The 13,192-nt window shown below is 35.2% G+C and carries 13 protein-coding genes, 2 other RNA genes and 1 riboswitch; of the genes, 12 read left to right on the top strand and 3 right to left on the bottom strand.

The features are described from left to right. Positions 1 to 3: 3 nt before the first annotated feature. On the bottom strand, positions 4 to 1,167 hold the full coding sequence (locus AC1Q8N_RS17215) for a DUF418 domain-containing protein (protein ID WP_098068826.1): 1,164 nt from the start codon (positions 1,165 to 1,167) through the stop codon (positions 4 to 6). A gap of 550 nt (positions 1,168 to 1,717) precedes the next feature. Here AC1Q8N_RS17215 and AC1Q8N_RS17220 point away from each other — a divergent pair. Continuing rightward, positions 1,718 to 5,377 carry a dynamin family protein gene (locus tag AC1Q8N_RS17220; RefSeq protein ID WP_098643018.1) on the top strand — a complete coding sequence of 1,220 codons (3,660 nt, stop codon included), beginning with the start codon at positions 1,718 to 1,720 and terminating at the stop codon, positions 5,375 to 5,377. A gap of 3 nt (positions 5,378 to 5,380) precedes the next feature. Here the strand turns inward: AC1Q8N_RS17220 and AC1Q8N_RS17225 are convergent, their stop codons facing one another. Further along, positions 5,381 to 5,635: a DUF3931 domain-containing protein gene (locus AC1Q8N_RS17225; RefSeq protein WP_000369740.1), complete on the bottom strand. Its 255-nt coding sequence runs from the start codon at positions 5,633 to 5,635 to the stop codon at positions 5,381 to 5,383. Positions 5,636 to 5,707: 72 nt separating this feature from the next. Between AC1Q8N_RS17225 and AC1Q8N_RS17230 the strand changes: the two genes are divergently transcribed. The 5 genes from AC1Q8N_RS17230 to ssrS (AC1Q8N_RS17250) all read left to right on the top strand — a co-directional run bounded on the left by AC1Q8N_RS17230 (position 5,708) and on the right by ssrS (AC1Q8N_RS17250) (position 7,809). Then, entirely contained in the window at positions 5,708 to 6,175 is a 468-nt protein-coding gene (locus tag AC1Q8N_RS17230; RefSeq protein WP_098152144.1) for a GNAT family N-acetyltransferase, read from the top strand. Positions 6,176 to 6,196: 21 nt separating this feature from the next. After that, entirely contained in the window at positions 6,197 to 6,469 is a 273-nt protein-coding gene (locus tag AC1Q8N_RS17235) for a YpbS family protein (protein ID WP_000451816.1), read from the top strand. Between the two features lie 2 nt (positions 6,470 to 6,471). After that, positions 6,472 to 7,305, top strand: coding sequence for a sulfurtransferase (locus AC1Q8N_RS17240; RefSeq protein WP_062821715.1), 834 nt, complete (start codon positions 6,472 to 6,474; stop codon positions 7,303 to 7,305). 116 nt (positions 7,306 to 7,421) lie between these two features. Continuing rightward, positions 7,422 to 7,604: non-coding RNA, 6S RNA (gene ssrS / locus AC1Q8N_RS17245), on the top strand. Between the two features lie 21 nt (positions 7,605 to 7,625). Beyond that, positions 7,626 to 7,809, top strand: a non-coding RNA gene (gene ssrS / locus AC1Q8N_RS17250) — 6S RNA. A gap of 54 nt (positions 7,810 to 7,863) precedes the next feature. Here ssrS (AC1Q8N_RS17250) and AC1Q8N_RS17255 read toward each other — a convergent pair. After that, positions 7,864 to 8,313, bottom strand: a complete 450-nt coding sequence (locus AC1Q8N_RS17255) for a hypothetical protein (protein ID WP_098068823.1) — start codon at positions 8,311 to 8,313, stop codon at positions 7,864 to 7,866. 83 nt (positions 8,314 to 8,396) lie between these two features. On the opposite strand from AC1Q8N_RS17255, the gene AC1Q8N_RS17260 reads away from it, so the two are divergent. From AC1Q8N_RS17260 to AC1Q8N_RS17285, 6 genes are all read left to right on the top strand, one after another. Next, a complete protein-coding gene (locus tag AC1Q8N_RS17260) occupies positions 8,397 to 8,708 on the top strand; it encodes a hypothetical protein (protein WP_000169026.1) in 312 nt (103 codons plus the stop codon). A 3-nt stretch (positions 8,709 to 8,711) separates the two neighbouring features. Beyond that, positions 8,712 to 9,947 carry a glutathionylspermidine synthase family protein gene (locus tag AC1Q8N_RS17265; RefSeq protein WP_048543466.1) on the top strand — a complete coding sequence of 412 codons (1,236 nt, stop codon included), beginning with the start codon at positions 8,712 to 8,714 and terminating at the stop codon, positions 9,945 to 9,947. Then, a complete protein-coding gene (locus AC1Q8N_RS17270) occupies positions 9,944 to 10,330 on the top strand; it encodes a DUF350 domain-containing protein (RefSeq protein ID WP_000606860.1) in 387 nt (128 codons plus the stop codon). The genes AC1Q8N_RS17265 and AC1Q8N_RS17270 overlap by 4 nt, the downstream gene beginning before the upstream one ends. Before the next feature lie 94 nt (positions 10,331 to 10,424). Continuing rightward, positions 10,425 to 10,590: riboswitch (M-box (ykoK) riboswitch) on the top strand. Positions 10,591 to 10,933: 343 nt separating this feature from the next. Further along, positions 10,934 to 11,659, top strand: a complete 726-nt coding sequence (locus AC1Q8N_RS17275) for a P-type ATPase actuator domain-containing protein (RefSeq protein ID WP_098047398.1) — start codon at positions 10,934 to 10,936, stop codon at positions 11,657 to 11,659. Between the two features lie 130 nt (positions 11,660 to 11,789). After that, the gene (locus AC1Q8N_RS17280; protein ID WP_000757060.1) at positions 11,790 to 12,656 is read left to right on the top strand and encodes a 5'-3' exonuclease; all 867 of its coding nucleotides are present in this window, start codon (positions 11,790 to 11,792) and stop codon (positions 12,654 to 12,656) included. 360 nt (positions 12,657 to 13,016) lie between these two features. After that, positions 13,017 to 13,157, top strand: coding sequence for an FbpB family small basic protein (locus tag AC1Q8N_RS17285; protein WP_098643011.1), 141 nt, complete (start codon positions 13,017 to 13,019; stop codon positions 13,155 to 13,157). The last annotated feature ends 35 nt before the right edge of the window (positions 13,158 to 13,192 follow it).

Raw genomic sequence — 13,192 nt, forward strand, 5'->3', positions numbered from 1 at the left:
TCATTATGAGACCTTGCTTTTCTTTTTAAGTGGCATCATTTTCCCATACGTACCAAGACGCCAAATGTACTCAAGTGGCCCGTATTGATAACGTGACAGCCACCAGCGGCTAATAAAGATTTGTAACGTATAGAAACTAATGCAAAATAGAGGACCTACCCATAATGGAGCAAGATAATCATTTTTGAACAATAGTCCGAATACAAGTAATGTAACAATTGTATGCGAGATGTAATTTGTTAACGCCATTCGACCAACATACTGGAACGGACGTAATAATGTTTGCCATCTTTCTTTTTGTAATAAACGCATTAACGTGACAATGTAGAAGATGAACAATGTCTTTCCGCTTATCATCGTAATACCCATAAGTGAAAATGGTGTATATGGTTGATTGTTCATAAAGAAGTAAACCATAATAAACCACATCGGTAATGTTAAAATGAACATAATGATTTGCCATTTTTTAAGTTTTAGATCTAATTCTTTAGCACGGCGGAAAATGTCTTTTTTACCGGCATATAATCCTAGTAAAAACAATCCTAGTGTTTCAGGAAGCATAATAAGACTGTTACTTATTGCTTCAGAATAGAAAGAATGGAATCTGTCTGTAATTTGTAAGCCCCAGTTTTCTAATGGCATAATGGCTATGGAAAGGCCTAGTTCATCTACCGGCACTAATAACATGAGAAGAGAACCTACTAATGTGAACAATTGCATGAAACTTAATAGTACAATTGACCATATTAAAATAGTGCGTGGCTTTCTCTTGTAAAATAAAAATAAGAAAAACCCGGTAATTGCATAAGTATGTAAAATGTCCCCGTCCCATAAAAGAACGTAGTGTAAGAAACCAAATAATAATAAAATAAGTAAGCGGCGAACAAATAAAGTTTTTGGGCGATCTGTTTTCGCTTCAGCACGAGTCATAAAAATGTAAAAGCCTAGGCCGAATAAAAACGAAAAGATTGTATAAAATTTTGTTTGAATAAACATATCGTAAAATAGACGGATATAGCTATCTAGCCCCTCATAAACTCCTGAAAGATCACGTGAGTCAATCCCAGCGATAATAGGCCAGTTAACAAGAAAAATACCTAGTACAGCTATCCCTCTAATAATATCGATGGAATGTATCCTCTCGCCTTGTGAAATATTTTGTGTCATTATTTTCCTCCTTGTTAAGTAATTCCCTTTTATTATACAAAATGTAAAGAGGAGGGTATATAGGTAATTTCCAATTTTTAAAACTGTTAAGATATGTATTATGAGATATAATAAGAGTGCACAACAAGTTTTAACCTTCTTCAAAACAGGCAGTAAAGCTCCTTTCTATAAGGAGCTTTCTTTATGAAAAGTATTGATAATGATTCTCTTTAATGATAAAATGTATTCAAAAGTGATAATCATTATCAAAAAAAAGGTTGGTGCATGAGCATGGTATATGCATTAGTAGCAGGTACAGTCGCTGTATATGCAGTTATTGCAAAGTATGTTTTAAATGGAGTAGGAACAGCAAAATGAGTGATATGACATAAAATCCCTTTCATTTGTAAAAAGAATGAAAGGGATTTTTTATTTTTAATGAGAATATGCTGAAAATTTAGTATGATAGTAAAGTGAAACTGTAATCGATGAGGGGATGTATCTCCTGATGATTATGAGCTCGCAAATAGCGGGAAAAGTATATACATCTTGGATAAAGGGGAACAAGGGGATGACAAACATAGTACAGACAAACGGTATGAAAAAACTTGTTTGTTTTTATGAAGAGTGGCAAAAACACGGCGATGCAGAGAATAGTGTAAAGTTGTTTGAGGTGATTCAAAAATATAAACAAGAACAGCTTATGATAGCGTTCTGCGGTCACTTCTCTGCAGGGAAATCAACGATGATGAATCATCTATATAAAGCGCAGTTGTTACCAACAAGTCCAATTCCGACAAGCGCTAACGTTGTCAAAATTGAAAAAGGAATGGATCGTGTTGTTGTAACAGTTAAATCTGGAGAACAGTACGAATATGATGGTGCATATTCAGCTGAAGAATTAAAACAAATTTGTAAAGACGGTGATGAGGTAATTGGTGTTCATATTTATCGGAATGATGCGCCAATTCCTGAGGGTGTTATGTTAGTTGATACACCAGGGATTGATTCAACAGATGATGCCCATCAATTAGCGACAGAATCAACGCTGCATCTAGCAGACGTGATTTTTTATATGATGGATTATAATCACGTCCAATCGGAAGTGAATTTGCAATTTGTTAAAGAATTGAAGCAACGTAATAAAACGGTTTATCTCGTTGTAAATCAAATAGATAAACATAAAGAAAATGAATTATCGTTTGAGGATTATAAAGATAGTGTAAAACAATCGTTCTCTAACTGGGATATTGAAGTAGATGGAGTGTATTATACTTCATTACGAATGATGAACCATACACATAATGAAATTGGAAGCTTAGAAACATTAATTACTTCTATTATGAAAGAAAAATTGCAGTATGTCAGAGATGGAATGGAGCGAGAAACAGAATATTTAATGGGGGAACATTTTTCATTTATTCTTTCAGAAAATGAAAAAGCTCTTTTGAAATATGAGGAAGAGCTAGCATCGCCGCTTTCTATTTCAGAGATAGTTGAAAAGAAAGAAGAGCTAACGGCAACTAAACAACGCGAGGCTAGTAAAGAATCTCATGTGAGAAACGAATTTATAAAAGGCTTACAAGCTATATTAGATAACGCGTATTTAATGCCATTTGAAATGAGAGAATTGGCAAATGCGTATTTAGAAACGAAATTAACTAAATTTAAGGTCGGTTTGCTGTTTGCGAAAGGAAAGACGGAACAAGAAAAACAGAGACGTTTAGATGCTTTTTATTCTGCTTTGCAAAAGACTGTTGAAACGCAACTTGATTTTCATGTGAAAGAATTTATCGTTGCCTTCTTAAAAGAAGAAGGATTGTTCACAGAGGAAATTGGGAAAGACATATATGCTTTAGAAATTGCTTTTGGACCAGAAATGTTAGCTGAAGTCATTAAACAAGGTGCAGGTTTCACAGGTGATTACTTACTTCTTTATACAGCGGATGTAGCGAATGAACTGAAGAAACGTTATTTTACAAAAGCGCAGCAAATTTTTGATAAAAGTGCAGTCGTTTTAAAGCAAAAGGTGAAGGAAGCAGTTGCACACATTGAAAAAGAGATTGAAAAATATATGATGTTGCAAACGGCAAAAGAAACGCAATTGCAATACAGTAACAATTTAGAGACATATGAAAGTTATTTGCAAAATGTTTGGCACGAGCGTGTTGCTACACCAGAAGGATTGCAAATAGAGGAGATATTGCAAAGTAAAACACAAATTGTTAGTGAGAAATTCACACTACAAGAGCAGGAAAGCGTAAACGATAACGTAATGGCTCGTGAGGAAGAGATAAAAGGAACGGCAGCTTTAAATATTCAGCGTATATTAGAGAAAGTGAAGAAAGCTGAAACGATATTAGAGCCATTGCCAGCGCTGAAACATGTACAACAAGAGGTAATAGAAAAAAGGTGTCGTGTGGAAACGAAACAATTTACAGTAGCGTTATTCGGAGCTTTTAGTGCTGGGAAATCATCATTTGCCAATGCATTGCTTGGTGGGAATGTACTTCCTGTATCACCAAATCCGACGACGGCAACGATTAATCAAATTTTGCCGGTTACAGAGGAAAAACCACACGGAACAGTAATGGTTCAATTCAAATCAAAGCAAGCTCTATTAGAAGATATGAAAGCTGTTTATAAGTTGTTTCATTATGAGATTACTACGTTAGATGAAGCGTTAGCACAAATTGATAAAGTTATGAAATATCCTTCACCAACTGGGAAGCAAAAAACAACATTTAGCTTTTTACGAGCGGTACAAAAAGGGTATGATACGGTTTCTGCTCATTTAGGGGAGCAAGTACAAGTTACATTAGAAGAGTTTTCTGATTATGTAGCGAATGAAGAAAAATCATGTTTTGTTGAGTACATGGAGCTTTATTATGATTGTGCTTTAACAAGGCAAGGAGTAGCGCTTGTAGACACACCTGGAGCGGATTCTATTAACGCCCGCCATACGGACGTTGCGTTCCAGTATATTAAAAACGCAGATGCTATTTTATTTGTAACGTATTATAATCATGTGTTCTCTCGTGCTGACCGTGAATTCTTAATCCAGCTTGGTCGTGTAAAGGATACTTTTGCACTTGATAAAATGTTCTTCTTAATTAATGCGGCCGATTTAGCAGAGTCTGAAGAAGAACTTGAAATGGTAAAAGGTTATATCGCAGACCAGCTACTGCAATATGGTATTAGAAATCCGCGTTTATTTGCAATTTCAAGTTTATGTGCACTTGAAGAGAAGCAAGGAAAGAATATTGAAAAAGAGAAGTACGGTATTTTACAAAACTCTGGGATTGCTAAGTTCGAGGAATCATTTACATCCTTTATGATGAGAGATTTAATGCTCGTATCTGTTCATGCTTTATATGGTACATTGCAAGGAGCAAATCAGCTTTTAGTAAATATGATAAACGGTGCAAAGCAGGGGAATGAAGAGAAAGAGAAGCAAACGAAAAAATATGAAGCAGAGCGTGATCAGCTACTTCATATTATTTCATCATATAGTGTGCTTGCTGAAGAGCAGGCGATGCAAAATGAAGTGAAAGAATTGCTTTATTACGTGCAACAGCGTCTATTCCTACGCTATAACGATGTGTTTACTGAATTTATTAATCCAGCATCGCTGCGAACGGATGGGAATGTGAAAGTGCAGTTGCAACAGTGCGTTATGGAATTAGTGGCATTTATTCAGCATGATTTACTACAAGAAATGCGTGCGACATCATTACGCCTTGAGAAATGGATAGATGAAGCGATGAAGCGTGCAAAGAATGAAATTGTGGTGAACTGTAAAGTAGAAAATGAATCAATTTCTATGAGTGGAACAGTGGATTATGAATATAAAGATATTGCACATAAAGAACCGTTCCCTTCAGTTGAAATAAAAGATTTCAAAAAAGCACTGGCGCATTTTAAAAATGAAAAAAGCTTTTTTGAAAAAAATGATAAAGCTTTCATGCAAGAAGAGGCTAAAGTTGTATTAGAGCCTTTCGTATCAAACTATGTAGCTGATGAAAAAGATTTATTTGTTCATCATTATAAGCAAGAGTGGGATTTGAAATGGAACTTATTCCAAAAAGTGATGCAGCAAGATGTGATGAATTATTATGAAAGTGTATTATTTGCATTGGCTGAAACAATTGATGTATCACTATATGAACAAAGTAAAGAACAATTGCAAAAGCAGTTAGTAGAGATTGAAAAAGAAATTTATGTGATATAGTCGTTATGAGAAAAAGATTCGTTCAATTTTCTTTTGCAATACTGTATCTAAAGATTTGACAAACCCAGCAAATTCATCGGTAGAAATCATATGAGTAAGAACGAGGCGTCTGCCGTCTGGTGTTTCACCGCATAAGACGAATGAAGAAAATTCATATGTTTTGTTTTCTACTACTAATTTTGGGTAGGAATACGTGTCGCTTTTCTTCTTCTTTCCATCAATAGAGATGACGTTGCACTTTTTCTCATTGTTGTCCATGGTGAATCCCTCCTTTCTATTATTTATGGTAGACAAGGAGGGTTTAGAACAATAGAGAAAGGGGAGTTTTTTATGTGTGTAGTAATAGAGTATATTTCGAAAGAAGCTATACCGAAACCTTTATTATTGCTTGCTGATCCGAGTGAGGAGCAAATTGATGCATATGTACAAAGAGGGAAAACATATGTAGCTAAGCAAGAGGGGAGAGTTATCGGTGTATATGTTCTTTTGGAAACAAGGCCGAAGACGATGGAAATTATGAATATTGCGGTTGTAGAGCATTTGCAAGGAAAAGGGATTGGAAAGCAGCTATTAAGTCATGCCGTAGAAACTGCTAAAGGATATGGTATGTCAAAACTTGAAGTTGGTACGGGCAATTCTAGTGTTTCACAACTTGCTTTATATCAAAAATGTGGATTTCGTATTTTTTCTATTGATTTTGATTACTTTTCGAAGCATTATGAAGAAGAGATTATTGAAAATGGGATTGTATGCCGTGATATGATTCGGCTTGCAATGGAATTGAATGAGAACTTATAACTTATTTAGGGGGAAGAGAAGATGGAAGTACATAAAGCAATTACAGCACATTCTCGTAAACAAAATGAAAGTGTAAAAGCATGTTTACAATTAGATGCGCAGCGTGAAGCAGCTATTGAAGCAGCCGTATCTCTTGCGTCAAATGGGAAAGAATTTTCGGTTGATGTCATTAATGTTGTAACAAAGCAAATTAATGATCTTGCAAAAAATGGTGTTACACTAGAGCGTAAATATGTTACAGAAGAAATGGTTATGGAGTATGTAAGTCGTTTGCAAGAGAAAGAAGGTCGTTAAAGATGATAGTTACAGTCGAATGGTTACGTGAGCATATAGAAGATGAGAATGTCCGTATAATCGATTGTCGTTTTGATTTAGCGAATCCTAATTGGGGTAGAGAAAAGTATGAGGAAGAACATATTCTTCATGCATTATATTTTGATTTGAATTTAGATTTATCAAGTCCTGTAACAGAACATGGTGGTCGCCATCCATTGCCGAATATTGAGGAGTTTGCAGACAAGCTTTCACAAGCTGGTATTGATGAACATACGACAGTAATTGCATATGACAGTCAAGCGGGTGCAAATGCTTCTCGTCTCTGGTGGTTATTAAACTATGTAGGACATGAGAAAGTATATATATTAGATGGTGGATTTCCAGCTTGGAAAGAGAATGGACTACCGATAACAACGGAAATTCCTGTTGCTATACGAAAAACATTCAAAGCAAATGTACAAGATTATATGCTTGTAACGATGGAAACGGTGAGAGAGAATATTCATGCAGGTGCAGATGTTACGTTAATTGATTCTAGAGAGCCAAAACGTTATGCTGGTGTAGAGGAACTAGTTGATTCAAAAGCAGGACATATCCCGACAGCAGTAAACTATTTTTGGAAGGATGGAATTGTACAATCAGGGCAATTTAAGAATGAAGCTGGGCAACAAGAACGATTCCGAAATCTTTCGAAAGATAAGGAAACAATTGTATATTGTGGTTCTGGTGTTACAGCCTGTCCAAATATCCTTGCATTGAAATTAGCTGGATTCCAAAATGTTAAATTGTATGCAGGTAGCTGGAGTGATTGGATTTCTTATCCAGAAAATCAAATTGCAAAAGAAGAAGATTAATCACTTGCATGCAAAAATAATTTGTATTAAAATAAGGTCACAAGCAAGAAATTGCTCGAAAAACTTTGTGTTTTACACATTGGAAACAATGTGATAATATAACGACAAGTAAATAATACATCCTGCGGTGTACGTAACTTATTTATGTCTAAAACCGATGTTAGTTATACGGAAGCTCAATATTTAGCGACCATCATCAAGCCTTCCTTGTGGAGGAAGATGTACGGTAACTGTGAGGGCATCCACCTGCGAGTAGCGGGTTTTTGGACATTTACGAGGAGCGGCACGTGCGGGGGTCTTATTTCAACTAACATTATATAAAATTCCTACGGTGTACGTAGCTTATGCATGTCTTAAACCAATAAGTTTAATATGGAAGTTCAATATTTAAATGTAGCTAACATGCCATCTTTTTAAGAAGGAAGTTACAAACATTTGTGAGAGCATCCACCTGTGAGAGCAGGTTTATGGACATCTAGAGAGAACGGCATATGTGGGGCTATATAAAAACCTTACGTTTTATACGTAAGGTTTTTTTGTTGCATACATATATTTATTTTATCTGGATTCACCTGTGAAGTTTCCATAATAAATATAGCACTTTCTATCTTCATCAATCTCTCTTGAATCTAAAGCGAACTCCATATGCATGCCGTCGCGCTGAATATATATAATGTCTGAATGAAGAGATGGCAAAATTTCTTCATAGTTCCATACATCTTTCCGATCTATTATGCTTGAACTCGTTTCACTTAGTTCTCTAACCTCAAAACCGATGTGAGAGTATGTAGGATCTGAAGGGTCATTTGCAAACTCTTCTTTTTGAATATATATAACTGCTATTCCGTCTGGATCTACTGAAGTAGCAGTAACAACATATGTCTTGTTATCCTTTATAAAATATTCACACGTCATGCGCGCGATGATTTCAGAATTAGAAATATTTGCGTAGTTCCATAAAGCAGGATACCTTTTCGTTTCATCATTAAGTCGATATTCTAAGCGCATTTTATCCCTCTTCTTCCTTTTTCTTCTACTTTATCATGCTATCTTATATAATAGGAATAGAATTTAAAAAGGGGAGTGCGAAGGTGACAAAAACGAAATGGCTAGTAGGTGGTGTCGTAACGTCTTTAATGACTGGCACCTTATTTGGCTGCGCACAAGATCTTCCCCCAAAACCGAATGATAATAGTTGTTCAGATTGGGATTGGGATGATGAACTTGGGGTATGGCAGTGTGATGATAGTAGGTCAGGTTATCGTGGGCATTATTTTTATGGTGGGAGTTACTATCAAAATAAATCCACTTTTAAAAATTCATCGGCATTTAAATCTTATCAATCGTCTGCGGAATTTAAAGGTGGAATTGGAAGCGGTTCAAAGGGAGGATTTGGGGGCTAACATATGTCGCAATACATAAGGGATCGAAAAGAGTTTTATTCGAAATATCCGAATTTTTGGTCGGATTTATATGAATGTGAGTATAGTTTGTTTCATATTTTCTCTATAACAAATCAGACTATGAAACAATTGCAATTAGCAACTGAACGAATGGGGAAAATATTTTTTAAGACTGCTAAACTTTTGCGGAATTTAAGTGACGAACAGCTTCTTGAACTTGGGTATCCTCCTGCAAGCTTATCTTTCATTAGAATGAAAGGATTATATCCTGAATCTGTTATTTCACGATTTGATTTCGTTTTAACAAGTGATAACCAAATTAAAATGCTTGAGTTTAATAGTGATACACCAACTTTTATTATGGAATGCTTTCAAATGAATGGAAAAATTTGTGGGAAACTAGGCTATGATGATCCAAACTTGGGTCAAGAACGATTACTATCTTCTGGTGTTACAAAGGCCGTAATGGAAGCGACAAAGGGAATAGATAACCCAAATGTTGTTTTTACAGCACATCATGAACATATTGAGGATTGGAATACGACTATGTATTTGAGTCAGTTATGCCATGTTGAAAATAAAGTAGTGCCAATGTCAGAACTTAGAATTACAAAAGATGCTTTAGTGGATAGGGATGGAGTACAGATTGATATTTTATATCGCCAAACATATCCGATAGAAGATTTAATTGAGGATCAAGATCCTGAAACAGGAGACTTCGTAGGTGTGGAACTGTTGCAACTTGTAAAAGCCGGAAAGCTTTTTATAATAAATCCTTTGTCAGCATTTTTGCTTCAGCCAAAATCAATTCAGTGTCTGATTTGGGGGTTAGCAGAAGAAAAGGCCTTTTATACAAATGAGGAACAACAGTGGATTAAAGAATATATGTTACCTACATATTTAGAACGAGATTTATTTTTAGGAAAAGGCTCTTTCGTTCAAAAGCCTTCATTTGGTAGAGAAGGAGACACAATTACCGTTCGCGATAAGGACGAAAATATTATGATTCAAAATGCACACCAAACGTATAAAGCGTCACTGCCGATATTTCAAAAGTATACAGAACTTCCAGTCGTATCTTTGGAAACAGAGAAAGGGATGGAGAAACTGTCGTATGTGTTTGGTTCGTTTCTAATTGCTGGAAAAGCGAGTAGTATCGGTATTCGCGCTGGGGAAAAAATTACGGGGAATGAATCGTACTATTTACCGGTAGGTATAAAAAAGGAGGAAAGTATATGATTAATTTTTTATTATATTTAGCAGTAACACTGGGCCTTTTATGCATTGGTCTGTTCCTCATGGAAGTGACAACGAAAGTAAAAGAATTTAAGTTAATGGCCCAAGGGAATAAGGCGGTAAGCTATGTACTTGGAGGACGATTACTTGGATTAGCTATTGTTTTATATTCGACAGCAGCTAATTCCATTTCACTTCTTGATATGGTTTCGTGGGGAGCCGTTGGGATTTTGGCTCAAATTATCGTCTTTTATTTAGCTGAGTGGCTTACACCACGCTTTAATATAAACAAAAGTCTTGAAGAAGATAATCAAGCAGTCGGTCTGTTTCTTATGTTTTTATCGCTTTCCATTGGGATTGTAATTGCTGGTTGTATAACTTATTAAAACCTTTACGTTAGTTCGCCATACTTTTCGAAAAAATTGTAGGCTACTGTTGACATCTATTTTAAATAAGAGTAACATTTTCTATGTAATAAAAATAAGTCTCTGTTAGGTGAGGCTCCTGTATAGAGAAATGCTACTGCCCAAAAATGTCGAGAGACGCCAATGGGTCAACAGGAATGATCGAATTAAGGTTTTTCTTAACGTAGCTGGTAATGTACCTATGCTATACAGTGCTAAAACTCGGCGAGGGAGAGGTCCGTAGATTTCTAATTGTTTAGGAATCGTTTATTTGTGTATGCCATGACCTTTACTCTTTTCGGAGTAAGGGTCTTTTTGTTACAAATCTATGAGTAACTTCATAGTATAAACTATAAAATTAAACGAGGAGGTGAGGAGCATGTCAAATTCTGACTCGGTTCCGTTACCCATATACTTCAAATCAAAAATATATGATGTAGGCAGGAAACGACTTGTTCCTCCCTCTATATTTATCATAATGTAGCGTTTATATGCATGTTTAAGCGCTAAACACTGTTACGGTAAAAGTGGATAAATTGAGAAACAAAGCGTTTCTTCCTATGTTGTACAGGAGGAGACGATAATATGTTATATGCAAACAAAACTGTGGGTAACACGTCATATAAATTAAGTAAAAAATCAACGAAAGAACAAACAATGCTTCAAAAAAATAAAGATTTATTAATTGAAATCGCAACGAGAGATGTAAAATCTGTATTTGCGTATTTTAAAACAACAAGAGACGGATTATCTATGAAAGAGGCACAAAAACGCATTCAAGTATACGGCCGAAACGAATTAATTTCAAAAAGAGCGCGTATTGCGGAAGTAATGATGAAGCTAAGTGGAATGATTCCAGGTTTTTCAAAACAACATGTGCGTGATGGATTACAATGTGAGAAAATTACTGTGTCTCGAGTAGAATGTTCTAGTGTAACAGGTTTAAACGGTAAATTAAAAATGATGAATGTGCCAGTACAAGAGCTTGTTCCTGGGGATATGATTTTTCTTTCAGAAGGTGATACAGTACCAGCAGATGTACGTATCATTTACGCGAATGATTTATTAGTAAATGAATCCGTGCTAACAGGAAAAGATGCAAGTATTGAGAAATTTGAAAGTTGCTATCACCTTGAGCGTAAACGATTTATTCCTTTAAAACGAATGAAAGACTATAATCCACTTGAACTTGAAAACGTATGTTTCAAAGGGACTCATATTGTTGGCGGAAATGCAAAGGCTGTAGTTGTTTCGACTGGGAAAAATACGTATACAGGAATTCTTCATACTTGTTGTAGTAGAACGTCTTAATGTGTAAATGATGCTAAATATACAAAAACAATGTATAATAGACAAAGTTGAAAAAACGTAGAATGGTAATCTATTTATATAACCTTACGTGATGACGTGGGGTTATTATTTTTTTGGTAGGAGAGGGATTATGAAAAAAGTATTATTAGTTGATGGTATGGCACTATTATTTCGTGCTTTTTACGCAACAAGTGTCTACGGACAATTTATGAAACGACAAGATGGTACCCCTACAAATGGGATTCATGGTTATATGAAACATTTATTAACAGCTATGCAAGCAATTGAACCGACACATATCGTAACATGCTGGGATATGGGTAGTACGACATTTAGAACAGAATCGTTCTCGAATTATAAAGCGAATCGTGTAGCGCCCCCTGAAGAATTAATTCCGCAATTTGATTTAGTTCAAGAAATGACTGCGAAATTGTCTATTCCAGTTATCGGTATGAAAGGGTATGAAGCGGATGATTGTATCGGCACGCTTGCAAAACAATACTGTAATGAAGCGGAAGTGTATATTTTAACAGGTGATACGGATTTACTTCAGCTTGTTGATAAGAACGTTACAGTAATGCTCTTGCGCAAAGGAATCGGAAATTACGAATATTACACACCAGAGAAAATCATGGAAGAAAAAGGCGTAGAGCCGTGGCAAATCGTGCATGCGAAAGCATTCATGGGAGATACGAGCGATAATTACCCAGGTGTAAAAGGTATCGGGGAAAAAACAGCGTATAAATTGATTCAAGAGCACGGAACAGTAGCAACTGTACTAGAAAATGTAGCATCATTAACGAAAGCGCAGCGCACAAAGATTGAAAGTGATTTAGAGAACTTAAATATTTCATTACAATTGGCACAAATTCATTGTGAAGTTCCAATTTCATGTTTACTAGAAGAAGGATTACACACAATGGATGAAGAAAAACTTAGATTCGTTTGTGAAGAAATGAATTGGGGAAGACCTGAAATATTAATCAATATGCTATAAATAGTTTTGAAAGAGGGGTGTTATAAAAGTCAAAGTTTGACTTATATAACACCCCTCTTTTTGTTTTTACGAACAGTATCGTAGTAAATAAAATTATATCGAACTCAATTTTAAATATATAAATGTTTCGACAAAATATATTGATAGAAGTTGATGACAATAGCAACTTTTATAATGAAATGAAGCAATTTCAAAATGGTTTTAGGATGATCACATTTTTGTATGTTCACAAAGTTGTCAGAAAATAAATGGAATTTTCATATGAAGTTCAAATGGAATTCACAACAATCAATTATTATAAGGGCACACAGATAATTCCTTATCTTTTATATAGACCATCCCCCAAGGAGGACAATGAAAATGAGAAAAAAAGTGAGAAAATCTTTTAAACAATTATTAATTGAAAATAAACAATCACTATTAGATAATAAAGAAAATATGAAAGAAATTGAAGAGAGAATTGAGAAACGACATGTAGCATATAGTGCTGCTAGCAATTGATAATTTTGCTTATGAAAAAAGCTTGTAGTTTGGAT

It is taken from the genome of Bacillus sp. GW823-FHT06B01, from assembly GCF_058952315.1.